This window comes from Variovorax paradoxus (assembly GCF_029919115.1).
GTDB lineage: Bacteria > Pseudomonadota > Gammaproteobacteria > Burkholderiales > Burkholderiaceae_C > Variovorax > Variovorax paradoxus_O.
The window spans coordinates 2409665-2432589 of the sequence record NZ_CP123990.1; the positions used below are offsets into that span (position 1 = coordinate 2409665).

A 22925-nucleotide genomic window follows, 5' to 3' on the forward strand; every position below is an offset into this window, starting at 1 on the left:
ACCGCTCAGAGCAATACGATGTCGTATTGCCCTTGCCCGATGGCGGGCTCGGCCTGCAATGAAATGGGCTTGCCGATGAAGTCGCTCAGGCCCGCCAAGTGTTGGCTTTCTTCGTCCAGGAACAGTTCGATCACCTGCGGCGACGAGACGATGCGGAATTCGCGCGGCGTGAACTGCCGCGCTTCGCGCAATATCTCGCGCATCACGTCGTAGGCCACGCTGCGAGCCGTCTTCACGATGCCTTGCCCGCCGCACGCCGCGCACGGCTCGCACAGCATGTGCGCCAGCGATTCGCGCGTGCGCTTTCGCGTCATCTCGACCAGGCCGAGCTGCGAAAAGCCGCCCGCGGTGGTCTTGACCCGGTCGCGCGCAAGCTGCTTGCGGAATTCGGCCAGCACCTGCTCGCGGTGATCGTCGCGCCCCATGTCGATGAAGTCGACGATGATGATCCCGCCCAGGTTGCGCAGCCGCAGTTGCCGCGCAATCGCCTGCGCCGCCTCGAGGTTGGTCTTGAAAATGGTGTCGTCGAAATTGCGCGCACCCACAAAGCCGCCCGTGTTCACGTCCACCGTGGTGAGCGCCTCGGTCTGGTCTACCACCAGATAGCCGCCCGACTTGAGATCGACCCGCCGGCCCAGCGCCTTCGCAATTTCCTCGTCGACCGAATACAGGTCGAAGATCGGCCGCTCGCCCTTGTAGTGCTGCAACTTGCCGGCCGCCTGCGGCATGTATTCGAGTCCGAACTTGAGCAGCACCTCAAACTGCTCGCGCGAGTCGATGCGGATGGTCTGCGTGTCTTCGCTGGTCATGTCGCGTAGCACGCGCTGCAGCAGGCTCAAGTCCTGGTGCAGCAGCGACATGGGCGGCACCTTGCCCGACGCCTCGCGAATGCGCGACCACGTCTTGCGCAGGTAGGCAATGTCTTCGGCCAGTTCGGCATCGGACGAGTCTTCGCCGTTGGTGCGCAGGATGAAGCCGCCGGTGTTGGCAGGCACCACACCGCCGCTGTCGGCTGCCGCTGCGGCCTCGATCAGCGCGAGCATGCGGGTGCGCAACGATTCGCGCTGGTCCGAAGGAATCTTCTGCGAAACGCCGATGTGGTTGTCTTGCGGCAAGAACACCAGCAGCCGGCCCGCAATGCTGATCTGCGTCGACAGCCGCGCGCCCTTGGTGCCGATCGGGTCCTTGATGACCTGCACCAGCAGCGACTGGCCTTCGAACACCTGCTTTTCGATGGGCACCATCGGCCCGCCGTTGCGGTGGTCGCGGTCTGGCGCGGCCGCGCTCGGCCGCGAGCCGGGCGTGAACGGCGCCACGATGTCGGCCACATGCAGGAAGGCCGTGCGTTCCAGGCCGATGTCGATGAAGGCCGACTGCATGCCCGGCAGCACGCGCGAGACCTTGCCCAGGTAGATGTTGCCGACCAGCCCGCGCTCGAGCGTGCGTTCGACGTGCAGTTCTTGCACCGCGCCGTGCTCGACCAGCGCCACACGGGTCTCTTGCGGGGACCAGTTGATCAGGATGTCTTGCATGGAATTCTCAGGTATTGAAACCGGCGCTGCGAAGAAGCTGCGCGGTCTCGAACATCGGGAGTCCCATGATGCCCGAATAGGACCCGCTGATGTGCTCGATGAACGCAGCCGCAGCCCCTTGAATTGCATAGGCGCCCGCCTTGCCGAGCGGCTCGCCGCTGGCGGCATAGCGCGCGATCTGCTTCTTGCCGATTGCCGCGAAGCGCACGCGCGACACGCTGAGCGCCGCATGGCGGCGACGGCCGTGTTGAAGCGCGACAGCCGTCAGCACGCGGTGCGTGGCGCCGGAGAGCAACGCGAGCATGCGCTCGGCATCGCGCGCATCTTCGGGCTTGCCGAGAATCGAGCGGCCCAGCGCGACCGTGGTGTCTGCGCAGAGCACCGGTGCATCGGCCAGGCCGAGGCGCTTGCGGCGCGCGACGGCCGCATCGAGCTTGAGCCCTGTGACGCGCTGTACATAGGCGGTGGGCGATTCGTTGGGCAATGCCGCTTCGAGCGATTCGGCGTCTTCATCAGGGCCGGCAAGCAGCAGTTCGTGGCGAACGCCAAGTTGGCCGAGCAGTTGGGCACGGCGCGGGCTCTGCGACGCGAGATAGATGAAGTCTGGTGTCATTCCCGATGGTACGGATGACCCGCGTTGACGGACCAGGCCCGGTACAGCTGCTCGACCAGCAGCACGCGCGCCATGGCGTGCGGCAGGGTCAGGTCGGACAAGCGGATGCGTTCATGTGCCGCGGCCTTGAAAGCCGGGTCGAGCCCGTCAGGCCCGCCGATGACGAGTGCGACGTCATCGCCCTCGCCTTGCCAGCTTTGCAGGCGCGCGGCCAGTGCCTTGGTGGTGAGCGCGGTGCCGCGCTCGTCGAGCACAACGATGCGCATGCCCCTTGCAATGGCGCCTTCGATGCGCTCGCGTTCAGCGGCGTAAAGGGTTTCGAGCGACTTGGAGCCGCGGGGTTCGGTCTTGACCGCACGCAGCTCGAGCTTGAGCTCCGGCGGGAAGCGCTTGGCGTAGTCGTCCCAGGCAGTCTGCGCCCAGTCGGGCATGCGCTGCCCGACGGCGACCACCAGGAGCTTCATGCGCGGCGCGCTGGCGCCTTCTTGGCAGGCGCCTTCTTTGCCGCGGGCTTCTTCGCGGCGGGCTTGCCGACGACCTTGACCGGCACGCGCGCGGTCGTGGTCTTCTTGGCGGGAGCGTTCTTGGCAGGCGCCTTCTTCGCGGCGGTTTTCTTCGCCGGGCTCCGGCTGGCCTTTTCGGCCTTGGCCTCTTGCTCGGCCGCGCGAATGGCGGTCTTGGCCGCGCTGGTACGGCGCAGGTTGGGCATCTTGGCCGCGACGGGCTTCTTCTCTTCGGTCACCTTGGCGGCGGTTGCAAGGGCGGGCTTGGTGCCGCCGAGCTTTGCGCGCACGGGCTTGTCGCCCCAGATCTCTTCGAGGTGGTAGTACTGGCGGATGGCGGGCTGCATGATGTGCGCCACGGCCGCGCCGCAGTCCACGATGATCCACTCGCCGTTGTCCTCGCCCTCGATGCGCGGCTTGCCGAAACCGGCCTCGCGCACCGCGTCGCGAACACTCGCGGCCAGTGCCTTGGTCTGGCGGTTGGAGGTGCCCGAGGCAACGATCACGCGCTCGAACAGCGGCGAAAGATGCTCTGTGTCGAAAACCTGAATGTCCTGCGCCTTGACGTCTTCGAGTCCATCGATGATGGCTCGCTGGAGTTTTTGGGTGTCTTTCTTGGCGGCGGCTTCAGTGGTCATCAGGCAGGGCGGTAAAGGTGGTGTTGGTCAATATAGCGTGCAACGGCGGACGGAACCAGCGAGGAAATGTCCTCGCCAAGCGCCGCGCGCCGCCGGATTTCGGTAGCGCTGGTGTCCATGGCCGGTAATTCGAGCGCTTCGAAACGTGCGCCAGCCGGAAGGCCGGACAGCATTTTCGGATCAAAACGAGCAATGCCGCCCGTCGATAGTGCGCGATACGCTACAGAAACAATAGCAATGCCGAGTATAGCCTGCCAGCCGTGCCATGTCGGCAAGGCGGTGGCCTGGTCGGCGCCCATGATCAAGACCAGTTGCGCACGGGGTTGTTCATTCCGCAACTCATGCAGAGTATCGAGCGTGTAGGTGGGGCCATCGCGCAACACTTCGCGGCTGTCGACCACCACCGTGCCCTTCAAACCGGAGAAAGCCAGCCGGGTCATTGCAAGGCGGTCTTGCGCCGGCGTGAGCGCGCGGCTCTTGTGCCAGGCCTGCCCGGTGGGAATGACGTGCAGCTCGGCCAGGCCGAGCTGCGAAAGCGCTGCTTCGGCCAAAGCCACGTGGGCGTTGTGAGGCGGATCGAATGCGCCGCCGAAAACGCCGATGCGGGGAGCGCCGGAGGGGCTCACAACCAGTCGCGCCGCACGATGAAGTCGCTGGACAGAGCCGCCTCGGGGCTGCCGGGCTCGGGCTGCTGGCGGTAGGCCCAGCTTGCAAGGGGCGGCATCGAAAGCAGGATCGACTCCGTGCGCCCGCCGGACTGCAACCCGAAGTGCGTGCCGCGGTCCCACACGAGGTTGAACTCGACGTAGCGCCCGCGCCGGTACAGTTGAAACGCCCGTTCGCGCTCGCCCCATGGCATGCCGCGGCGGCGCTGGACAATTGGGAGGTACGCCGGCAAGAAGGCATTGCCCACCGAACGCAGCATGGCAAACGCGTTTTCGAAACCGCCCTCGGCGAAGTCGTCGAAAAAGATGCCGCCCACGCCGCGCTGTTCGTTGCGGTGCTTCAGGAAGAAATACTCGTCGCACCAGGTCTTGAAGCGCGGGTATTTGTCGTCGCCGAAGGCAGCGAGTGCGTCGCGGCATACGGTGTGAAAGTGCACCGCGTCTTCCTCGAAGCCGTAGCAAGGCGTCAGGTCCATGCCGCCGCCGAACCAGCACACCGGCTCCTTGCCCTCGGGCAGCGCGGCCAGCATGCGCACATTCATGTGAACGATGGGCACATAAGGGTTGCGCGGGTGGAACACCAGGGACACGCCCATGGCCTCGAAGGGCGCCCCGGCAAGTTCAGGCCGGTTCTGCGTGGCCGAAGGCGGCAGCTTGGGGCCACGCACTTGCGAGAAACCGCAGCCTGCGCGCTCGAACAGTTCGCCGCCTTCGAGAATGCAGGTGAGGCCGTTGCCCTGCAGAACCTCTCCGGGTTCCTTTTGCCATGCGTCGCGCGTGCAGGCGCCGCCGTCCGCCGCTTCTACCGCCGCGACGATCTCCTGCTGGAGCCTCCGCAGGTAGTCGCCCACCGCTGCCGGATTGGTCTGCTGCATCAAGCCTGGGGGTTGCGCGCATGAACCGCGCGATGCCCGATGTCCTTGCGGTACTGCGCGCCATCGAAGTTGATGCGCGCCGCAACCTCATACGCGCGCTGCTGCGCGAGCTTCACGCTGTCGGCCAGCACGGTCACGCAAAGCACGCGGCCGCCGCTGGTTTTCAGTTCGCCGTCTTGCTGCGTGGTGCCGGCATGGAACACCACGGCATCGGGCGCCTCGGCCGGAATGCCGGTAATGCGGTCGCCCTTGCGCGGCGACAGCGGATAGCCATGCGCCGCCATCACCACGCCCAAGGCCACGCGCCGGTCCCATTGCAGCTCGACCTGGTCGAGCGTGCCGTCGGTCGCGTGCCAGAACACCTCGAACAGATCGGACTTGAGCCGCATCATGATCGGCTGCGTCTCGGGATCGCCCATGCGGCAGTTGAACTCGAGCGTCTTCGGATGGCCCGACGGATCGATCATGAGGCCGGCGTAGAGAAAGCCGGTGTATGGAATGCCGTCTTTTTCCATGCCGCGAATCGTCGGCAGGATGATTTCGCGCATGGCGCGCGCGTGCACCTCGGCCGTGACCACCGGCGCGGGCGAATAGGCACCCATGCCGCCGGTGTTGGGGCCTTCGTCGTTGTCCAGCAGGCGCTTGTGGTCCTGGCTGGTGGCCAGCGCGGTCACGTTCTTGCCGTCGCACAGCACGATGAAGCTGGCTTCCTCGCCCTGCAAAAATTCTTCGATGACGACGCGCGCGCCGCCGTCGTTGTGCGACACGCCGAACTTGTTGTCGACCAGCATGAAGTCAACCGCCTCGTGCGCTTCTTCTGCCGTCATGGCCACCACCACGCCCTTGCCCGCGGCCAGGCCGTCGGCCTTGACGACGATGGGCGCGCCCTTGGCATCGATGTACGCATGGGCTGCGGCCGCATCGGTGAAGGCCTCGTATTCGGCGGTCGGGATCTTGTGGCGCTTCATGAACGCCTTGGAAAACGCCTTGGAGCTTTCGAGCTGCGCCGCGGCCTGCGTGGGGCCGAAGATGCGCAAGCCGTGCGCGCGGAATTCATCGACCACGCCGGCAGCCAGCGGCGCCTCGGGGCCCACCACTGTGAGCGCGATCTTTTCCTTCATGGCCCATTCGCGCAGCGCGGCGGGCTCGGTGATGTCGATGCAGTCGTAGCGCTCGTCGCTCACGGTGCCGCCATTGCCCGGCGCCACGTACACGCGGCTGACCCGGTTGGCCTGCGCCAGGCGCCACGCCAAGGCGTGTTCGCGGCCCCCTCCTCCAATTACCAGTACCTTCATTCGCAGGCCTTCATTCGCTGTGTGTCGTTCATTCGGAAAGCGCCGCGTTGTGATAGACCTCCTGGACGTCGTCCAGGTCTTCGAGCACATCGAGCAGCTTTTGCATCTTGGCCGCGTCTTCGCCGGTTATTTCGACGGTGTTTTCGGGCCGCATGGTGACCTCGGCCACCTCGGGCTTCAGGCCGGCGGCCTCCAGCGCATTCTTGACGGCTTCGAAGTCGCCGACGGCGGTGAGCACTTCGATGGCGCCGTCGTCATCGGTCACCACGTCTTCGGCGCCGGCCTCGAGTGCAAGCTCCATCACCTTGTCTTCATCGGTGCCGGGCGCAAAGATGATCTGGCCGCAGTGCTTGAACTGGAAAGCCACCGACCCTTCGGTGCCCATGTTGCCGCCGTGCTTGGAAAATGCGTGGCGCACTTCGGCCACGGTGCGCACGCGGTTGTCGGTCATGGTGTCGACGATGATCGCCGCGCCGCCGATTCCGTACCCCTCGTAACGAATTTCTTCGTAATTCACGCCTTCGAGGTTTCCGGTGGCCTTGTCGATGTTGCGCTTGACGGTGTCGATCGGCAGGTTGACTGCCTTGGCTTTTTCGACCGCCAGCCGCAACCGGGGGTTACCGCTGAGGTCGCCCCCGCCAGCACGTGCGGCCACCATGATTTCGCGAATGGCGCGCGTCCAGAGCTTTCCGCGCTTCTCGTCCTGGCGGCCCTTCCGGTGCTGAATGTTTGCCCATTTGCTATGTCCGGCCATGACTTTTCTCTCGCAATCCTGTGTTTTCAAAGCAGGCTCCGAGTTTACTGTCCGGCGCACGCAACGGCCGGGCCGCCGAGCCGAAGCGGCCATGTCTTTTGGTGATAATCCCTCGATGACGCCATCGCCTTCTGTCGCTCCCGGGAATCCGGCCATCCTTCCGCCGCACACCCCCCTGCCGCTGTATTACAAGAACGAGGCGGAGCACCAGGCGTTTCTGCGCCGCATCTTCGACAGCACCGCCGCCGACTACGACCGCATCGAAAGCGTGCTCGCCTTCGGCACCGGCCCGGCCTACCGGCGGGCCGCCCTGACGCAAGCCGGGCTCTGTGCGGGCGCGCAGGTGCTCGACGTGGGCATCGGCACCGGGCTGGTCGCACGCGAGGCGCTCAAGATCATCGGCCCGACGGGCAAGCTGGTGGGCGTGGATCCCAGCGTGGGCATGATGGAACAGATCAACCTGCCGGGCGTCGAACTGGTGCCGGGCGTGGCGGAAGCCCTGCCCCGGCCCGATGCCAGCTGCGACTTTGTGAGCATGGGCTATGCCATGCGCCACATCAGCGACGTGGCCGCCGCTTTCAGCGAGTTCCACCGCGTGCTGCGCCCTGGCGGACGCCTCGTGGTGCTCGAAATAACCAAGCCCGAAGGCCGCATTGCCACCGCCCTGCTCAAGGGCTACATGCGTGCGGTGGTGCCGCTGATTGCCCGCGTCGTCGGCCGCCGCAGCAACACTTCGGAACTGTGGCGCTACTACTGGGACACCATCGAGGCCTGCATTGCGCCCGAGCGCGTGCTGGAAGCCTTGCGCGCCGCCGGCTTTACCGATGTACGCCGGCACGCGAGCCTTGGCGTTTTTTCCGAATACATGGCCCGCAAGCCAGAAAACACCGTCGAGGCCGGCTGACCGTGCGAGTACAGGGCGAAATTTCCCATCTGCGCGTCGAGCGCCTTTCACTGTCCGACAGCCTCGCGCTGGCCGCCAACGGCAACGCGCCTTTTGCCGCGCTGGGCTACGGCACGCCGCACGGCGTGGCGTGGATGCCCACCGTCAACGCACGCGTGCTTTCGGCGCATGGCGCCATGGCGGACGTGTGGCACGTGAACAATGGGCACGTCCAATCAGGCACCACCGGCATTGCCCGCTGGCGCAGCAACGGCCAGTGGCTTCTGGGCGCCATCGACATCGACGAATCCGCGGAAAAACAGAACCTGGCCGAAATTGCGCACAGTGCCTATCGCGACCTGTTCAAGACGCTCGACCAGGCGGCAACACCGCACTTGCTGCGCATCTGGAACTACCTGCCGCAAATCAATGCCGACGGCGGCGGGCTGGAGCGCTACCGCCAGTTCAATCTAGGGCGCCAAGAGGCGTTTTTCGAAGCCGGCCGCGCCGCGTTCGAAGGCGCTCCGGCGGCTTGCGCGCTGGGCATTCACCAAGGCGCGCTGTCGATACGGTTCCTGGCCGGACAAACAGCCCCTGTGCCGGTCGAAAACCCGCGCCAGGTTTCCGCCTACCGCTATCCCGAAACCTACGGCCCGCGCTCGCCCACCTTTTCGCGAGCCGCGCTGGCCGATGTCGGCAACGGCGACGTGGCGCTTTTCATCTCGGGCACCGCAAGCATCGTGGGCCACGAAACAGTTCACCAGGGAGACGTGCTGGAGCAAACGCGCGAAACGCTGCGCAACCTCGAAGCGGTGATCGCGGCGGCCAACAGCCAGGTCACGGCCACGTTTTCGCTTGCCATGCTCGACTGCGTGGTCTATGTGCGCCACCCGTCGGACACCGACGCGGTGCGCAGCGTGCTCGAGAACGCGCTCGGCGCCAACGCGCCGATGATCCGCCATGCGGTCTACCTGGAGGCGGACATCTGCCGAAGCGACTTGCTGGTGGAAATCGAGGCCCATGCTGTCGCCCCGGGCCGCCTGCTGGCTTGACCCGTCGTTGCGATCCGACCAGACCGGCAAGACGTCGATGACCCGCGTGCTGCGCATTCTCACGACCATTCCGCTCGCGTTGATGCTCTACGCGCTGCTGCTGTTCCTGGGCCTGATTTCGCTGGTCTGGAATTTTGTTGCCATGCTGCTTTATCCGGTCATGCCGGAAGCACCCGCCCGCAAGCTGGGCCGCCTGACCATTGCCTTTGCGTACCGCATGTTCTGGGGCCTGGCCTCCATAACCGGAATGATGCGCATCGACGCGAGCTGCCTCGACCCGATGCGCAGCGAGCCCGGCGTGATCTTTGTTGCCAATCACCCCACGATGCTCGATGCGTTGCTGCTGGTGGCGCGGCTGCCGCGCAGCGCCTGCATCATGAAGGCCGACCTGCTGCGCAACATTTTTCTGGGCGCGGGGGCGCGGCTTGCGCGCTACATCAGCAACGAATCGGCGCGCACCATGGTGCGCCTGGCAGTGGCAGACCTCCGCAACGGTGGGCAGCTGGTCATTTTTCCGGAAGGCACGCGCACGGTAACGCCGCCGCTCAACCCGTTCGGACACGGCGTGACGCTGATCGCCAAGCTTGCGCAGGCACCCATCCAGACCGTGTTCATCGAAACCGACTCGCCGTATCTCAGCAAGGGATGGCCGCTGTGGCGTGTGCCGCCGCTGCCCATCGTCTTCACGCTCCGCCTGGGCCAGCGTTTTGCGCCCATGCAGGACAGCCACGTGCTGCAATCGGAGCTGGAACAATACTTTCGCCAAAATATGGAACAGCGCGCCACCGACGCGTCCCCCGCATGCCAGACGCCTCGCGCACACACCTTGTCCTGATTCCCAGCTACAACACGGGCGAGCGCCTGTTCTCGACCGTCGAAGCGGCCCGCGCGCAATGGAACCCCGTGTGGGTGGTGGTGGACGGCAGCACCGACGGCACCGGCGAACGCCTTCAGCAAATGGCCGCCGGCGACCCGAGCCTGCGGGTCTGGCTGCTGCCGCAAAACCAGGGCAAGGGCGCGGCCGTGCTGCACGGCCTGCGAGCGGCACGCGAGGCCGGCTTCACGCATGCGCTGACCATGGATTCCGATGGCCAGCATCCGGCAGACCTCATTCCTTCGTTCATGGCCGCATCAGAGGCGCGGCCCGAAACCATGGTGCTCGGCCGCCCGGTGTTCGACGCCTCCGCCCCGCTGCTGCGCGTGCGCGGAAGGCGCGTGTCCAACGGCTGGACCCAACTCGAAACCCTGTTCGCCGGCGTGGGCGATTCGCTCTACGGATTTCGCGTGTACCCGGTGGCCGACCTGATCGCCGTGATGGCGCGGCAGCCCTGGATGCGCCGCTTCGACTTCGACACCGAAGCCGTCGTGCGGCTGGCGTGGCGCGGCGTCAAGCCGGTGAACATCGATGCGCCGGTGAAGTACCTGAGCGCCGAGGAAGGCGGGGTTTCGCACTTTCGCTACGGGCGCGACAACGTGCTGCTGACTTGGATGCACACGCGGTTGATGGTCGAATTCGTGCTGCGGCTACCTGGGCTGGTTTATCGCAAGCTGCGCGGGATTCCGCCGTTTCAGGCATAGCGCTTCTTTGTTGGCGCGCCCGGCAGCAAGACTCAGATCATTCCGCCGTTGATCGAAATCACCTGCCCCGTGATGTAGGCCGCCTCGTCGCTGGCCAGGAACGAGGCCAGTGCCGCCACTTCCTGTGGCGTTCCGGCGCGCTTCATGGGGACCATCTGGTTGACCATGGCGGGGTCGAAGGTGGCATCGGCCATGGGCGAGGCGATGATGCCCGGCGCAATGGCGTTGACCGTGACACCGCGCGACGCCACTTCGAGCGACAACGCCTTGGTCGCGCTGTTGAGCGCACCCTTGGCAGCCGCATAGTTGACCTGCCCGCGGTTGCCGGTCAGCGCCGAGACGGACGAGATATTGAGCACGCGGCCCCAGCGGGTGCGCATCATCGGCAACAGCAACGGCTGCGTCACCCGGAAGAAGCCGTTGAGCGAAATGTCGATGACCTTGTGCCACTGCTCGGCGCGCATGCCGGGCAGCACCGCATCGTCGTGCACACCCGCGTTGTTGACAATGATTTGGACCGGCCCGCCCTCGAGCATGCGCTCGCACGCCACGCGGCAAGCCTCGTCGCTGCGCAGGTCGAACACGTGGCACTCGGCCTTGCCGCCTGCGGCTGCAATCGTGGCTTCCAACTGCTCCACCGCTTCGGGCCGCGAATTGGCGTGCAGCAGCACCGTGGCGCCGTCGCGTGCCAGGCGCTCGGCCATGGCGGTGCCCAGTGCGCCGCTCGCGCCGGTGATCAATGCGCGTTTTCCTTCGAGGTTCATGCGATGGTCGCTCCGGTTGCAAGCGGTGTGTTCAGCACCACCACGGCGCGGCCTTCGGCCAGCATGAGGCCGTCGCTGTCCTTCACCGCGAATTCATAAAGAATCTGGTTGGTATCGCCCGAAAGGCGCCGCGCCTGCACCTGCAGTGCGCCCGCAATGTCGTCGAGGCGAGCAACCGAGAAACGCACATTGCGCGCGCTCGCCAGGAAGCCGGCTGAGGGCGTGCTTCCCTCGGCAGCCAACAGGCCCCCGTGCAGCGCCATGGCCTGTGCTGCGTATTCGATGGCATTGGGCGCAAGCAGGCCGTCCGCCGTCCGCAACGGGTTGTCCGGCTGCGCATGCGTGCGGGTGCTGCAATGGATGGATTCGGTGTCCCAACGCTCGAGCCGGTCGAGCAGGCACATGCTGCCGCTGTGCGGAATGCGCTGCGCAATGCCTGCGCGGTCGAGCGTTTGCGGGCTCGTCGTCACGCAGAGGGCTCCAGGTCGGCCACCAGCAGCACGTTGGCAAAGGGTGTGCCTTCGCTCATCGGAATGCTCTGCACACTGAAACCCAGCCGCTGCAGCACCGCGATCCAGTCGGCCAGCGGACGGCCCCAGGTGGGCGACACCTTGTGGCCGCGGATGCGCGTTACCGTGCGGTCGACCCACTGGCTGATGGCAAAGCCTCGCTTGCTCGATGCGTCGCCCACGCGCAGCAGCAGCCGTGCGTTCGGCTTGCCGCCGCGCTGCAATGCATCCCGCACGCGCTGCAGAACGCCGTCTTGCGCGTCGATGTTCACGTAGTGCAGCACGTCGAGAATCACGACCAGGTCGCACTCCGGCAGCGGCGCCGTACACATGTCGGCGCAGACCAGCTTCGGCGCGGGCTGCAAATGCCCGATGGAAGCTTCGGCACGCGCCACGTCCTTGGGCATGAGTTCGATCCCCGTGTAGTCGGCGGCCGGCGGCGTGGCCTTCCAGGACGAGGGCCAGCGGCCCTGCGCCTGCATGCGGCTCATCGATGCGAGCAGGCTGGCAAACAGCCCCTGCCCGCAGCCGATGTCGACCACGCGCCGATGCTCCGGCCCGATCAGCCCGCGCTCGAGCAACCCGCGAAAGACCGGATCGCGCCCCAGCTTGCCGCGCGCGAAATGCCACGCAAAGCTGCCGCCCTTCTTGTAGGGAATGGTGGCGGCCTCATGCAGTTCGCGCCATGCGCTGTCGGTCGTGCCGGTTGAAGAAGGCAGCACCGCACTCATGGCTTCAGGCCCTCGGGCAAGGTGACGGCGCTGAGGCCATCGGCGCGCAGGCGTTCGAGCAGCAAGGGCAATACCTCCAACAAAACGGGGTTTCCTTCGGGGGTGCGCGCGGCGTTGCCGTCGTGCAGAAGCAAGATGTCGCGCGCCTGCAGATTGCGGGCAAGGCGCGCCATGACCTTGGCGGGATTTCCTTCGCGCGTGTCGAAGCCGCGGCGGGTCCAGCTTACGAGCGAAAGACCGAGGCGATGCAGCACCGGCTCCAGGAACGGGTTGCGCAAGCCTGCCGGCGCACGAAAACAGGTGGGACGCTGGCCGATGGTTTCAGCCAGGATGTCTTGCGCCCGCGCTATTTCGCTGGCAAAGCCGCGAGGGCCGAGAAAGGAAAAATTGTGCCGGTGCCGCGCTGTGTGGTTCTGGATGCTGTGGCCCCGCGCCACGATCTCGCGCGCGAGAGCCGGGTGCGCAAGCACGCGCTCGGCAATGCAGAAGAAAGTTGCGCGCTGCCCATGGGCGTCCAGCAGGTCGAGCACGCGCGGCGTTACCTCGGGCTCGGGGCCATCGTCGATGGTGATGGCCACTTCGCGCCTGGCGCCGGCTGCATCGGGCAAGCGCGTAACGTTCGGGCCCAGAAGACTGCTGCGCGGCGTGAGCCCCGCGCCGGTAATGAGCGCGTGGTTCAGCACGACCGCACCGATGGCCCAGGGCATCGCCCCTGGCACCAGCGCGCCCGCGCCGATGGCAGCCATGTGCACGACCGCACTCGCGCGGATGGCCGGAGGCAAGGGCCAGGGTCCGGAAGTGGCGGCGGATGCGGAAGACATGGCGCAGGATTCTCCCATCAGCCGCGCGCGGTCGGCGGCGTCACCCGGCTCGCGAAGGCGGCCGAGAGCAGCAACGCGAGCAAGGCGCCGGGTGCGACCACGCGGCCGATCGACGAAAGCGCCGGAATATCCGAAATCGCGATCAGCCCGAAGGAGACCACCGTGGTCACATTGGCCAGCATCAGCGAGGCCAGTGTGTCTTCATCGGCTCGGCCGGAAACACGCAACTGGTCGAAAAAGAGCGCGTAATTGGAGCCAACCGCCACGATCAACAGCAGCCCCACCAAGTGCAAGATGCCCAACGGCACCTGGAGCACAGCCATGCCGCCAAGGGTGAGCACCACCGCGACCACCAGCGGCTGGCACACCGCAAGCAGGCGCCGGCCCGAACGCAGGTAGATGCCGAGCAGCACCACGACGGCCAAGGCGCCGAGCAGCACTTGCACGAAGGCTTCGTGCAGGTAGCGCTGGTAGAGGCCGGCCAGTTCGCGGCCTACGTCGACCACCTGCACTTCGGGTACCCCCGCAAGAGCCGCCTCGAGCCGCTCTGCGTTGAATTTCGGGCCCGGGTGCAGAACCACCAGCGTCGACCAGCCGCCGCCCGGCCGTTGGTACATGAGCGTGTTGACGACCGAACCGAGCGGTCCATCCTTCAGGTCCGCACGCCGCACAGGCGCCAGCTTGCGCGCGGCTTCGACTTCGGCCAGGAAGGGCCCCAGGCGCGTGGCCGGCAACGGCGACCCCTGCGTGGCCTCGGCAAGGCGGGTTCGCAGCGCTTCGCCATCGGGCAGGCTGGCCAGGCGTGCCGCCTGGGTTGCCATGCTCGGCAGCACGCGCGTCACGGTTTCGAAGCCGCCCAGTTCGCCCTTGTCGACCAGCGCCTCGAGCCGTGCCGCGGCCGCCTCGGTATTGCGCAAAGCGGCCTCTTCGTCGGCACCGTAGACCACCACCAGCGTGCTGCCGTCTCCGGTGCCGATATCGGCGCGCAGCATTTCGTCGAGCTGCTGGGCCGACTTGGGCACCGGGCTCATCGCACCGAGATCGGCGCGCCACAGATGGCCGCCCTGCCAGACAACCAGCGCCAGTGCGGCAACGCCCAGGCCGGCCAGCACCCAGCGAAGGCGCGGCAGGCCGCGAACCAGCAGGCCGGCTCCGCGCGCCATGTATTTGCGCATGCCCATGCCGGTGGCGCCGTCCGGCGCGAGCATTGGCAAGACGTAGCGCGTGGCAAGTGCAGCTGCCACGAGCCCCGCGATGGAGAAAACGCCGAGCTGCGCGAGACCAGGAAAGCCGGAAAACACCAGCGCCGCAAAGCCGCACACCGATGTGAGCAGCCCGAGCCGCACCGTGGGCCAATGCACGTCGCGCCACCTCGCCCAACCAGTGCCCGCAACAGCGGCGCCGCGCGCCTGGATGAGGTAATAGATGGCGTAGTCGACCGTCTCTCCGATCAGCGTGCTGCCAAAGCCCAGCGTCATGCCGTGCACGGAGCCAAACACCACGCTCACCGCGGCCGTACCGATGACCACGCCCGTGGCCACGGGCAAGAATGCGATGACCAGCGCACGCGGCGACGCGAACGCCAGCAGCAGCAACCCGCCCATCACGATGCCGCCCACGATGGCGAGATGGGTCGCTTCGGTCTTGATCTTGTCGCGGCTCAGCACCGAGAACACCGGCGGGCCGCTGAGCAGCAGCTTGGGCTTGGCCTCGCCCATGTCGCGCGTTGCGGCGTCGAAGGCCGCATGCACGCGTGCAATGGCAACAGCCTGAGCATCGAGATCGCTGCCCGCTGCGCGCGTGGTGGCAATCATGAGCGCACGCGGCGCCGAGCGGGACATCCACACGCCGTCCTCGCTGCGCGGTGCGCTGGCCGGGGCCAGGTCGACTGCAATGCGCTGCGTTTCTCCGGTCGGATCGCGGTCGAGCAAGGGCTTGATCACGTTGCCCGCCGGCGTACCGAGCATCGACAGCGTTTCGTTGATTGCGTCGCGCAACCCATCGACGGTGAACTGTTCGGGTTTGACGCCCGGCGAAAGCTGATAGCGGTGCTCGAACACCCAGGTGCCGGCTTCGGACCAGTCGCCCGTGTCGCCGTTCTGGATCAGGTCGAACAGCCGGCTTTCGCGCATGGCCTTGGCCACGGCGCGCGACACCGCGGCGCGCTGCTCCACGCTCGCTCCGCCTTCGATACCGAGCAGCAGCGTGCGCGAAGCCACGCCGCTTTGCAATTGCTCGATGAGCACCTGCTGCCGCACGTCGGGGCTCTTGGGCAGGAAAGCCGAAAGGTCGGCGCTGAAATGCGTTCGCGCAATCTGCAATGCGCCTGCCAGCAGGACGAGCGCCCACACCAGCAGCACCAACGCGCGGCGCTGCCAGCTCGGCGGGCCGCCCGCGGTGTCGCCTTCGGTCACGGCGTGGTGCGCCCGGCAGCGCCCGCCGGCGCAGCGGGAGCGGCGCCCGCGCGCTCGGGCGTGATGTTCATTACCGAGCGGTCGCCGCCGACGAATTCCATTTCAAGGCCGAGCACTTCGCTGGCGCGGCCGGAGATGCGGATGCTGCGCATCTGCGCCGCAAGGCGGCTGTCAATAGGGGTGAGGTCGAGCGTCCAGCTTCCGGCCGAGCCGCCCACGGTGCTGCGGAAATAGCGCTGCAGCGTGGTGCCGTCGCCGGTGAGCGTGCCGCGCATGGCTTCGACCAGGCCGAGCAGCTCGGGCATGCTGTCGAGCGTGAGCGTTCGGTTGCGGCCGCCGCGCGAAAGCGTGAGCGTGTTGCCTTCGACCGCCATGGTTTCGACACGCGGCGACAGGGTGCGCCGCACCAGCTTGTCGGGTGCCTCGAAGCTCAGCGTGCCGCGGGCATCGAGCGGGCCTTCAAGGCCATGGACGAAGCGCTGTTCGGTGAAACGCGCCTCGCCGCTTTTCTGCTTGGACAGAAGACCCATCAGTTCGGACAGGTCGAAAGCCCACGCCGGTGCGGCGCAGCAGGCCAGTGCCAGCAGCAGGCTCCTGCAAAGCCAGTCAAACCGAATCTTCGAGCCAGAAATCATGAAAGTTGAACCAGTTGTAGGGGTAGGCGCGGCACAGCGCTTCGAGGTGCACCACGTAGGCTTCGACCGCCGCGCGGATGCGGCGTTCCCGCTCCGCGGGGTCGGAGGCCCGTTCGCTGAAGTCGGCCAGCAAATCGAACTGGACATCGTAGCGCGCACCGCCGCCGTAGAGGCCCGCCATGAAGAACACCTTGCGCCGCAGCAGCGCCGCAAGGCGGAACGGACCGTCGTTGAAGCTGGCGGGCTGGCCCAGGAAAGGCAGCACGATGTTGTTGCCGCGCTGCTGCGCGGGCTGGTCCTCGCTGCCCGGCAGCGTGCGGTCGGCAAGCATGCCGCCCAAGCCGCCGTTGTCCAGCCAGTCGCGCAGGTCGAGCATCGAATGCGGGCGGCCCAGCGCGATCACGTGGGGCCGCGCTTCGGGCAGGCTGATGGCATTGAGAATGGCCGTGATGCGCTGCGCGTTGTCGGGGTACATCAGCATTGCGAGCCGCAGCGCCTGCTTGTGCTGGCTGTGGTGCTTGCAGGCGCCCAGCGCCTCGAAGCTGCCGACGTGCGCCCCCAGCAAGAAGGCGCCCCGCCCTTTCAGGGCCTCGGCCTCCAGCGGAAGGTTGCCCTTGACCTTTACGTCGAACAGATCCATGCGCCCGCGCAGAAAGTACACGCGGTCGAGCACCGTCGAGGCAAAGGCGTGCAGCAGGCGATAGCCGTCGATCCACCCCGCGCGCGGGCCGATGGCCCTGAACAGGTAGCGCTTGATGTGGCGGCGCGGCGTTGGCGCGAACAACAGAAAGTACAGGCTGATCGGCGGCAGCAGCAGCCGGGTAACGTGGCGCCCGAAAACCAGCGCCATCATGCAGATGAAGCGCAGCGCAAGCATGTTGCTGCGCTCGGGCGCGCGCGCCCAGTCGCCGCGCTGCCCGGTCTGCGCCGCCTCTTTCACGGCGTGCGTCTCGGCTTCGGTGTGCTTCATCACGCGGAGCCTGGCGCTGCGGTCCAGCGGCCGGTGACGGCCACCACGCCGTCGCAGCGCACGTCGAAACGCACGCCGCGCGCGGCGCCGGCCTCGGGTTGCAGTTCGATGGAGAGCATGCTCCCTGGCCGTACGGGCGCCAGAAACTTGGCTGCCGCGAGCGTGGGATGGGTGCCCAGGCGGGCAACCAGCGCAGGCACGCGCTGCACAGCCTGCATGACCTCGGCCAGTATCAGTGCCCCGGGCAGCAGCGGCTGGCCGGGAAAGTGGCCCGCAAACGCCGGATGATCGACCGGCACCGCGTGGGCAAGCTGCACCGGCGTGTCGTCGCCCGCCATTTGCGCAAGCGCAAATTCACGAAGCGCGCGCACCGTGAGCTTGCCCGTGCCTTCGCGTGGAAAAGACTTGACCTGCACCACCCGGCGCGGAACGAACACCGGCTCGAGCCGCTGCCGCAGCGCGGCAATGATTTCGCCGGCCGAGAGCGTGGGGGCCACGACAAAAGCGACCGGACGCACCACGCCGTCGGCCACTTCATCGGGTAGCCAGAACGCGCCGTCTTCGACACCGGCGATGCTGTTGAGGTGGTAGTTCAGATGCGCGAGCGAACTGCGCCGCCCCGCCACGTGAATCAGGTCGTTGGCCCGGCCGAAGAGACGGAAGCGGCGCGCATCGAGCAGCTCGAGCACGTCGGCCATGGGGGTGGGCTCGGGCAAAAAGTCGCCGCTGAAAATAAACCGTTCGGGCCCGTCGCCCTCGCCCGGTTCGGCATGCACGCGAATGTTGCCGAAGTTCTCCCACACCTCGCTTTGCGTCGTGCGGCGGGTGGCAACCTGGCCGGACTCTGTGCTGCCGTAGATTTCGATCAGGACGCCGCCGAGCGCCTGCTCGGCCTGGGCGGCCAATTGCGGCGAGAGCGGTGCGGTGGCCGAAAGAATCAGGTCGACCGGCGGCAGCTCGATGCCCGAGAGCAGCAAGGTCTTCAGGTGGAAAGGCGTGGTGACCAGCGCACGCGGGCGCGGCACGGAGGACAGCGCCTTGACCACATCGGCGGGAAAGAACGGCCGCCCGCTGTCGAATGCGGCGCCGCCGAGCATTGCCAGCAACACCGACGATTCGAGCCCGTAGCTGTGCTGCACCGGCACGGTCGCGACCAGCGTCAGGCCGGCAAGCGACGGCCGGCCGAGCAGGCTGGAGAGCCGCTCTACCGCCACGGCCACATCGCCCACCAGCGTTTCCCAGCGCTTTGCATGCGGCTGCGGCACGCCGGTCGAGCCCGACGTCAGCAGGCTTACCGCATGCATGCCGCCATCGACAGCCGGCACATCGAGGCCAGCGCCGCCTTCGGGGCTGGAACGGTCCTCGATGAGAACGCGCGGTATGCCGGGCGTAGCCAGCCCGGCGTCGTCGGCCAGTGCGAAAAGATTGGGCCCGCCTGATTCGACCAGGCGCGCGAGCGTGTCGGGCCGCGCGTCGGGCGGCAGCAGGCTTGCATGGCCTCGCACCAGCGCCGCGGCCAGGCTGACGGCAAAGGCGTAGCGATCGACGCACAGGTTGACGGCCTTGCCCTCTGCGGGGAGCAGCGGCGCGAACCGGGCGACGTCGGCCAGGAACTGGCGCGTGCTTACCGGCACGCCAGCGCGCCAGGCCAGCGGCGCGTCGAGGTCGCGGTTGGTAATGAGCGGCAGCAGGCGGGTTTCGGCGGTCACGCGGGTGCCCTGCTTTATCGGCTGCCGGTGCCGTTGTCGATGGTCGATGTTCCCTGGAAGGCGCGCACCGCATCGATGAGCCGCGTGCGCTCGAACTCGGGGTGCAGACGGTAGCGCACCAGGTGCTCGCCCACGAAAAGAAGAGTCACCGAAAGCGGCGTCAGCACGTTCGCCAGCAGCGACCACGCCGAGAACGGCAAGGTCAGGTACACGACGATGGACGACGCCACCACGAGCGCGAAATATGCAGTCCAGATGCGGGTGAGCTGCGTCGTATAGGCCAGCATGTGTCCCTTGAGCGGATGCACGCGCTGGGCAAACTGGGTGATCAGCGGCAGGCCGGGCCCGCGCAGCGAAGCGCCGAACCAGCCGCACAAGAGGCCGTTGATGGCCACATGCTGGAACACGTAGAGCCGGTTGGTATCGCCCGCCTCACCCAGGAACACGAGCGCAAAGCCCGCGATACCGAGCAGCATGGCCGCAACGAAGCCCCAGCGGCCGAGCTTGCTGGCGGCAAAACCCATGGCGGCCAGCCAGAGCGGGCCGAGCAAGACCACCACCGCCCACGGTTCGGTGGGGTGGAACAGCATCATCCAGTGAGAGAGGCCGGCATAGGCCACCCCCACCAGCAGCAGGAGCGCCAGTCGCCATCGAGACATGGATCAGGAGGCGCTGCGGTGCTGGGCGACGTGGGTCGCGAGCGTGCGCAGCGACTGGAAGATCTGTTGGTTGCGTTCGTCGTCCGAACGCAGCTGAAAGCCGTAGCGCCGGGACACTTCGAGTGCAACCTCGAGGATGTCGATGGAATCAAGGCCCAGGCCTTCGCCGTAAAGCGGATCGGTCGGCACGATGTCTTCGGGGGCGACTTCCAGATTGAGCGCGTTCACCAGCAAGACGGCCAACTCTTTTTCAATCGGCGACTGTTCAGGTGAATCGCCAACGGCGGGAATGGGGGGCTGAGCAGTCGATGACAAAAAAACCTCCTGAAACTTTTTCCGTAACTACCTCGGGGGCCGTGGATTATAGGAGCGCCGCTTGATTAGACTGCCCGCTTCGATACGACCCGGAGCCCTCAATGGCCGACCCCCTCCTGATAGCGCGCCACGACGCCACCGAATGCGCCCTGCTGCCCAGCCTGGCCAACCGCCACGGACTGATCACTGGCGCCACCGGCACCGGCAAGACGGTCACCCTGCAGACCATTGCCGAAAAGCTCTCGGGCATCGGTGTTCCGGTGTTCATGGCCGACGTCAAGGGCGACCTGACCGGCATGAGCCAGAAAGGCAGCATCGGCGAAAAGATGGCCGCCACGCTGAAGGAACGCGGTATCGATTTGCCGGAACCGGCCGCCTGCCCCGTCACGCTGTGGGACGTGTTCGGCGAACAGGGCCATCCGGTGCGGGCCACGGTTTCAGACATGGGCCCGCTGCTCCTGGGCCGCATGCTCGACGTGAACGAAACCCAGGCCGGCGTGCTGAACCTGGTGTTCAAGATTGCGGACGACAACGGCCTGCTGCTGCTCGACCTGAAAGACCTGCGCGCCATGTTGCAGTACGTGGGCGAAAACGGGAGCCAGTTCACTACCGAATACGGCAACATCAGCGCGGCCAGCGTGGGCGCCATCCAGCGCGGCCTGCTGCAGATCGAAACCCAGGGAGGCGACAAGTTCTTCGGCGAGCCGATGCTCAACATTGCCGACTTCATGCAAACGGTGGGCGGCAAGGGCGTGGTGAACATTCTGGCCGCGGACAAGCTCATGAACTCCCCGCGGCTGTACGCCACGTTCCTGCTCTGGATGCTGTCTGAATTGTTCGAGCAGCTGCCCGAAATCGGCGACCCCGACCAGCCTAAGCTGGCCTTCTTCTTCGATGAGGCCCATCTGCTGTTCAACGAAGCGCCCAAGGCGCTGGTCGAACGCATCGAACTGGTGGTGCGGCTGGTTCGCTCCAAGGGCGTGGGCGTCTATTTCGTGACGCAGAACCCGCTCGACATTCCGGATTCGGTGCTGGCGCAGCTGGGCAACCGCGTGCAGCATGCGCTGCGCGCGTTCACCCCGCGCGACCAGAAGGCCGTAAAGGCCACGGCCACCACCATGCGCCAGAAGCCGGGCCTGGACATCGAAACCGCCATCACCGAGCTTGCCGTGGGCGAGGCGCTGGTGAGTTTTCTCGACGCCAAGGGCCGCCCGAGCGTGACGGAACGCGTGTTCGTGGTGCCGCCGGGCAGCCAGATCGGCCCCGTCACACCGGCGCAGCGCCAGGCCGTGATCGCCAATTCGCTTGTCGCCGGCGTGTACGAGAAGACGGTGGACCGCGAATCGGCCTACGAAAAGCTCAAGGGCCGCGCTGAAACGGCGCCCGATGCACCGGCAGCCAAGCCGGGCGCCAAGGGTGCGGCGGAATCTTCCGAGGGTGGCAGCAGCATGCTGAACGACCTGCTCTTCGGCAGCACCGGCCCGCGCGGCGGCAAGCGCGATGGCCTGGTGCAGACGATGGCCAAGTCGGCCGTACGCACCATGGGCACTTCGGTCGGCAAAGAGATCTTGCGGGGCGTGCTGGGCAGTATCTTCGGCGCCAAGAAACGCTGAGGCCGGGCCGGCTCGCCCGGCCACCTGCGTTACCAGCGCAACAGGCGCGGCCCGAGCACGGCGCCCAGCACCACGGGCACCGCAATGCCGCTGACATACCAGACCGCGAGGAACGGTGCTGTCAGTTCCATGCAATGCAGCGCGTACACGGCGGCGCCCACGCCACCGGCCAGCCCGCCTGCGGCCGCACCTGCCAACGCAGGGCGGGTAGGTGCCAAGCCTTTGAGCACCAGCAGCGCCGCCGCAAAAACCGGCAGCGCCATGAGCCCGATGCTGATCGCGCAAATACGCCACGACTCCCCCATGAGCAGCGGCATGCGCGCTCCGGCCGGCGCGTTGAACCACGACATCGCCCCCAGCACCCACACCACGAGCACCGGAACCGCAATGCCGACCCAGGCACGCTGCACCGGAACACCGGGTCGCGCCAGGCGTTGCAGCATCACGAAGGCCGCCGCAGCAATGCACAGCGGAAACAGCACCTTCACCCAGAACATCGGCCAGAACATGGCCTGCACCAGATCGCGGCGAACACCGTATTCAGCGAACAGGATGGCGAACGAAAGCGGTGCGCCGACCAGCAGGGCCAGCGCCAGCCGCCGGCCCGCGGCACGGCGCGGCACGGGCGCGGCGCCGGTGGCCAGCATGGCCACGAGATCGTCGGTCTTCATGGCGTGTTGCTCCTGAGCCGGGCGGCAAGTGCCTTGAGGCCGCGGTGAATGCCGACCTTCACGGCCGATTCCGACATGCCGGTCAGGCTGGCCGTTTCGGCCACCGAAAGGCCTTCGAGCTTCACGTGCACGATGGGCAGGCGCTGGCGCTCCGGCAGGGTCTGCAGCAGGCCGCCGATGTCGCGGCGCGCATCGCTGGCGTCGGTGGCCGATTCGGCGAACACGGCAAGCTCGTCGTCCAGCGGGTCATGCAGGGCTTCGCGTGCCGACTTGGCGCGCAGCAGGTCGATCATCTTGTAGCGTGCAATCGCATGCACCCACGCCGTCAGCGGCTGGTCGCTCTGGTAGGTATGGCGCTGGTTGTGCATGGCGAGCAGGCATTCCTGGACAAGGTCTTCCACTTCGTCGGGCCAGCCGAAAAGGCGCTTGCCCAGAAATGCGCGCAAGTGCGCGCTGAGTTTTTGCAGGAATTCGCGATAAGCCGCTGCGTCGCCGGCAAGGCCGCGCAGAAACAGGCTCCGCAGCGCCGCTTCGGCGTCGCTCAATCGCGCCCTGCTGTCCATAGTGTTTCGTGCCATCGGACCGGCTGGTTACAGCCCTTTCAAGAAAAAGGTTCCGGCGGATTGTGCCGCCATGGCGCGGCACCGCATCGCGTCCTCGGCTAAGCTCGCCCGAACCATGGAAGGAGCGCCCGTGCCACCCGTTGCCGACTGCCCTTTGGACTGC

General features: G+C 66.7%; 25 protein-coding genes. 5 read left to right on the top strand and 20 right to left on the bottom strand.

Translation table 11 applies throughout. The annotated features are described in order from the left end of the window. Nucleotides 1-5: 5 nt before the first annotated feature. The 8 genes from rng to QHG62_RS11725 are packed head-to-tail and all read right to left on the bottom strand — an operon-like array spanning nucleotide 6 to nucleotide 6875. A complete protein-coding gene (gene rng / locus QHG62_RS11690; protein WP_281151005.1) occupies nucleotides 6-1532 on the bottom strand; it encodes a ribonuclease G in 1527 nt (508 codons plus the stop codon). 7 nt (nucleotides 1533-1539) lie between these two features. Continuing rightward, nucleotides 1540-2145 carry a Maf family protein gene (locus tag QHG62_RS11695; RefSeq protein WP_281151006.1) on the bottom strand — a complete coding sequence of 202 codons (606 nt, stop codon included), beginning with the start codon at nucleotides 2143-2145 and terminating at the stop codon, nucleotides 1540-1542. Then, a complete protein-coding gene (gene rlmH / locus QHG62_RS11700; RefSeq protein ID WP_081270496.1) occupies nucleotides 2142-2609 on the bottom strand; it encodes a 23S rRNA (pseudouridine(1915)-N(3))-methyltransferase RlmH in 468 nt (155 codons plus the stop codon). Before rlmH ends, QHG62_RS11695 begins: the two co-directional genes overlap by 4 nt. Further along, on the bottom strand, nucleotides 2606-3286 hold the full coding sequence (rsfS, locus tag QHG62_RS11705) for a ribosome silencing factor (protein ID WP_258506581.1): 681 nt from the start codon (nucleotides 3284-3286) through the stop codon (nucleotides 2606-2608). The genes rlmH and rsfS overlap by 4 nt, the downstream gene beginning before the upstream one ends. Further along, nucleotides 3286-3912, bottom strand: coding sequence for a nicotinate (nicotinamide) nucleotide adenylyltransferase (gene nadD / locus QHG62_RS11710; RefSeq protein WP_281151007.1), 627 nt, complete (start codon nucleotides 3910-3912; stop codon nucleotides 3286-3288). Before nadD ends, rsfS begins: the two co-directional genes overlap by 1 nt. After that, a complete protein-coding gene (gene hemF / locus QHG62_RS11715; protein ID WP_281151008.1) occupies nucleotides 3909-4826 on the bottom strand; it encodes an oxygen-dependent coproporphyrinogen oxidase in 918 nt (305 codons plus the stop codon). Before hemF ends, nadD begins: the two co-directional genes overlap by 4 nt. Further along, nucleotides 4826-6121 (bottom strand): phosphoribosylamine--glycine ligase, encoded by a 1296-nt coding sequence (purD, locus tag QHG62_RS11720; RefSeq protein ID WP_281151009.1) that lies wholly within the window; start codon nucleotides 6119-6121, stop codon nucleotides 4826-4828. Before purD ends, hemF begins: the two co-directional genes overlap by 1 nt. A gap of 28 nt (nucleotides 6122-6149) precedes the next feature. After that, a complete protein-coding gene (locus QHG62_RS11725) occupies nucleotides 6150-6875 on the bottom strand; it encodes a YebC/PmpR family DNA-binding transcriptional regulator (RefSeq protein WP_281151010.1) in 726 nt (241 codons plus the stop codon). Between the two features lie 115 nt (nucleotides 6876-6990). Here QHG62_RS11725 and QHG62_RS11730 point away from each other — a divergent pair, with 115 nt between their 5' ends. Genes QHG62_RS11730 through QHG62_RS11745 form a run of 4 tightly spaced genes read left to right on the top strand, consistent with a single transcriptional unit; the run spans nucleotide 6991 to nucleotide 10388 of the window. Continuing rightward, complete coding sequence (locus tag QHG62_RS11730; RefSeq protein WP_281151011.1) at nucleotides 6991-7779, top strand: class I SAM-dependent methyltransferase; 789 nt, start codon at nucleotides 6991-6993, stop codon at nucleotides 7777-7779. Nucleotides 7780-7781: 2 nt separating this feature from the next. Then, nucleotides 7782-8810 (top strand): Rid family hydrolase, encoded by a 1029-nt coding sequence (locus QHG62_RS11735; RefSeq protein ID WP_281151012.1) that lies wholly within the window; start codon nucleotides 7782-7784, stop codon nucleotides 8808-8810. After that, a complete protein-coding gene (locus QHG62_RS11740; RefSeq protein WP_281151013.1) occupies nucleotides 8779-9645 on the top strand; it encodes a lysophospholipid acyltransferase family protein in 867 nt (288 codons plus the stop codon). The genes QHG62_RS11735 and QHG62_RS11740 overlap by 32 nt, the downstream gene beginning before the upstream one ends. Continuing rightward, a complete protein-coding gene (locus QHG62_RS11745; RefSeq protein WP_281151014.1) occupies nucleotides 9612-10388 on the top strand; it encodes a glycosyltransferase family 2 protein in 777 nt (258 codons plus the stop codon). The genes QHG62_RS11740 and QHG62_RS11745 overlap by 34 nt, the downstream gene beginning before the upstream one ends. 32 nt (nucleotides 10389-10420) lie before the next feature. Here the strand turns inward: QHG62_RS11745 and fabG are convergent, their stop codons facing one another. Genes fabG through QHG62_RS11795 form a run of 10 tightly spaced genes read right to left on the bottom strand, consistent with a single transcriptional unit; the run spans nucleotide 10421 to nucleotide 19915 of the window. Next, nucleotides 10421-11152, bottom strand: a complete 732-nt coding sequence (gene fabG / locus QHG62_RS11750; RefSeq protein WP_281151015.1) for a 3-oxoacyl-ACP reductase FabG — start codon at nucleotides 11150-11152, stop codon at nucleotides 10421-10423. Next, nucleotides 11149-11622 (bottom strand): hydroxymyristoyl-ACP dehydratase, encoded by a 474-nt coding sequence (locus QHG62_RS11755; protein ID WP_281151016.1) that lies wholly within the window; start codon nucleotides 11620-11622, stop codon nucleotides 11149-11151. Before QHG62_RS11755 ends, fabG begins: the two co-directional genes overlap by 4 nt. Then, nucleotides 11619-12392 carry a class I SAM-dependent methyltransferase gene (locus tag QHG62_RS11760; protein WP_281151017.1) on the bottom strand — a complete coding sequence of 258 codons (774 nt, stop codon included), beginning with the start codon at nucleotides 12390-12392 and terminating at the stop codon, nucleotides 11619-11621. The genes QHG62_RS11755 and QHG62_RS11760 overlap by 4 nt, the downstream gene beginning before the upstream one ends. Further along, nucleotides 12389-13231 (bottom strand): polysaccharide deacetylase family protein, encoded by an 843-nt coding sequence (locus QHG62_RS11765; protein ID WP_281151018.1) that lies wholly within the window; start codon nucleotides 13229-13231, stop codon nucleotides 12389-12391. The genes QHG62_RS11760 and QHG62_RS11765 overlap by 4 nt, the downstream gene beginning before the upstream one ends. Then, nucleotides 13231-15627 carry an MMPL family transporter gene (locus QHG62_RS11770; protein ID WP_281151019.1) on the bottom strand — a complete coding sequence of 799 codons (2397 nt, stop codon included), beginning with the start codon at nucleotides 15625-15627 and terminating at the stop codon, nucleotides 13231-13233. The genes QHG62_RS11765 and QHG62_RS11770 overlap by 1 nt, the downstream gene beginning before the upstream one ends. Beyond that, nucleotides 15624-16262 carry a LolA-related protein gene (locus QHG62_RS11775; protein WP_281151020.1) on the bottom strand — a complete coding sequence of 213 codons (639 nt, stop codon included), beginning with the start codon at nucleotides 16260-16262 and terminating at the stop codon, nucleotides 15624-15626. Before QHG62_RS11775 ends, QHG62_RS11770 begins: the two co-directional genes overlap by 4 nt. Next, nucleotides 16234-17232 (bottom strand): acyl-CoA synthetase, encoded by a 999-nt coding sequence (locus tag QHG62_RS11780; RefSeq protein ID WP_281151021.1) that lies wholly within the window; start codon nucleotides 17230-17232, stop codon nucleotides 16234-16236. The genes QHG62_RS11775 and QHG62_RS11780 overlap by 29 nt, the downstream gene beginning before the upstream one ends. Then, the gene (locus tag QHG62_RS11785) at nucleotides 17232-18941 is read right to left on the bottom strand and encodes an AMP-binding protein (RefSeq protein WP_281151022.1); all 1710 of its coding nucleotides are present in this window, start codon (nucleotides 18939-18941) and stop codon (nucleotides 17232-17234) included. Before QHG62_RS11785 ends, QHG62_RS11780 begins: the two co-directional genes overlap by 1 nt. Nucleotides 18942-18955: 14 nt before the next feature. Continuing rightward, entirely contained in the window at nucleotides 18956-19600 is a 645-nt protein-coding gene (locus QHG62_RS11790; RefSeq protein WP_281151023.1) for a hypothetical protein, read from the bottom strand. Between the two features lie 3 nt (nucleotides 19601-19603). Next, on the bottom strand, nucleotides 19604-19915 hold the full coding sequence (locus QHG62_RS11795; protein ID WP_055796895.1) for a phosphopantetheine-binding protein: 312 nt from the start codon (nucleotides 19913-19915) through the stop codon (nucleotides 19604-19606). A gap of 101 nt (nucleotides 19916-20016) precedes the next feature. Between QHG62_RS11795 and QHG62_RS11800 the strand changes: the two genes are divergently transcribed. Continuing rightward, on the top strand, nucleotides 20017-21528 hold the full coding sequence (locus QHG62_RS11800; RefSeq protein WP_281151024.1) for a helicase HerA-like domain-containing protein: 1512 nt from the start codon (nucleotides 20017-20019) through the stop codon (nucleotides 21526-21528). Between the two features lie 29 nt (nucleotides 21529-21557). Here QHG62_RS11800 and QHG62_RS11805 read toward each other — a convergent pair whose 3' ends face one another. Both QHG62_RS11805 and QHG62_RS11810 read right to left on the bottom strand, forming a co-directional pair. Further along, the gene (locus tag QHG62_RS11805; RefSeq protein WP_281151025.1) at nucleotides 21558-22199 is read right to left on the bottom strand and encodes a DUF1109 domain-containing protein; all 642 of its coding nucleotides are present in this window, start codon (nucleotides 22197-22199) and stop codon (nucleotides 21558-21560) included. Beyond that, the gene (locus QHG62_RS11810; protein WP_432445599.1) at nucleotides 22196-22777 is read right to left on the bottom strand and encodes a sigma-70 family RNA polymerase sigma factor; all 582 of its coding nucleotides are present in this window, start codon (nucleotides 22775-22777) and stop codon (nucleotides 22196-22198) included. Before QHG62_RS11810 ends, QHG62_RS11805 begins: the two co-directional genes overlap by 4 nt. Nucleotides 22778-22925 lie beyond the last annotated feature (148 nt).

Excerpts from the sequence above, each read along its gene's own strand:
- rng (WP_281151005.1), bottom strand. The coding sequence starts at position 1,532 with ATGCAAGACATCCTGATCAACTGGTCCCCGCAAGAGACCCGTGTGGCG.
- QHG62_RS11695 (WP_281151006.1), bottom strand. The coding sequence starts at position 2,145 with ATGACACCAGACTTCATCTATCTCGCGTCGCAGAGCCCGCGCCGTGCC.
- rlmH (WP_081270496.1), bottom strand. The coding sequence starts at position 2,609 with ATGAAGCTCCTGGTGGTCGCCGTCGGGCAGCGCATGCCCGACTGGGCG.
- rsfS (WP_258506581.1), bottom strand. The coding sequence starts at position 3,286 with ATGACCACTGAAGCCGCCGCCAAGAAAGACACCCAAAAACTCCAGCGA.
- hemF (WP_281151008.1), bottom strand. The coding sequence starts at position 4,826 with ATGCAGCAGACCAATCCGGCAGCGGTGGGCGACTACCTGCGGAGGCTC.
- purD (WP_281151009.1), bottom strand. The coding sequence starts at position 6,121 with ATGAAGGTACTGGTAATTGGAGGAGGGGGCCGCGAACACGCCTTGGCG.
- QHG62_RS11725 (WP_281151010.1), bottom strand. The coding sequence starts at position 6,875 with ATGGCCGGACATAGCAAATGGGCAAACATTCAGCACCGGAAGGGCCGC.
- QHG62_RS11730 (WP_281151011.1), top strand. The coding sequence starts at position 6,991 with ATGACGCCATCGCCTTCTGTCGCTCCCGGGAATCCGGCCATCCTTCCG.
- QHG62_RS11740 (WP_281151013.1), top strand. The coding sequence starts at position 8,779 with ATGCTGTCGCCCCGGGCCGCCTGCTGGCTTGACCCGTCGTTGCGATCC.
- QHG62_RS11745 (WP_281151014.1), top strand. The coding sequence starts at position 9,612 with ATGCCAGACGCCTCGCGCACACACCTTGTCCTGATTCCCAGCTACAAC.
- fabG (WP_281151015.1), bottom strand. The coding sequence starts at position 11,152 with ATGAACCTCGAAGGAAAACGCGCATTGATCACCGGCGCGAGCGGCGCA.
- QHG62_RS11760 (WP_281151017.1), bottom strand. The coding sequence starts at position 12,392 with ATGAGTGCGGTGCTGCCTTCTTCAACCGGCACGACCGACAGCGCATGG.
- QHG62_RS11765 (WP_281151018.1), bottom strand. The coding sequence starts at position 13,231 with ATGGGAGAATCCTGCGCCATGTCTTCCGCATCCGCCGCCACTTCCGGA.
- QHG62_RS11775 (WP_281151020.1), bottom strand. The coding sequence starts at position 16,262 with ATGATTTCTGGCTCGAAGATTCGGTTTGACTGGCTTTGCAGGAGCCTG.
- QHG62_RS11780 (WP_281151021.1), bottom strand. The coding sequence starts at position 17,232 with ATGAAGCACACCGAAGCCGAGACGCACGCCGTGAAAGAGGCGGCGCAG.
- QHG62_RS11790 (WP_281151023.1), bottom strand. The coding sequence starts at position 19,600 with ATGTCTCGATGGCGACTGGCGCTCCTGCTGCTGGTGGGGGTGGCCTAT.
- QHG62_RS11800 (WP_281151024.1), top strand. The coding sequence starts at position 20,017 with ATGGCCGACCCCCTCCTGATAGCGCGCCACGACGCCACCGAATGCGCC.
- QHG62_RS11805 (WP_281151025.1), bottom strand. The coding sequence starts at position 22,199 with ATGAAGACCGACGATCTCGTGGCCATGCTGGCCACCGGCGCCGCGCCC.
- QHG62_RS11810 (WP_432445599.1), bottom strand. The coding sequence starts at position 22,777 with ATGGCACGAAACACTATGGACAGCAGGGCGCGATTGAGCGACGCCGAA.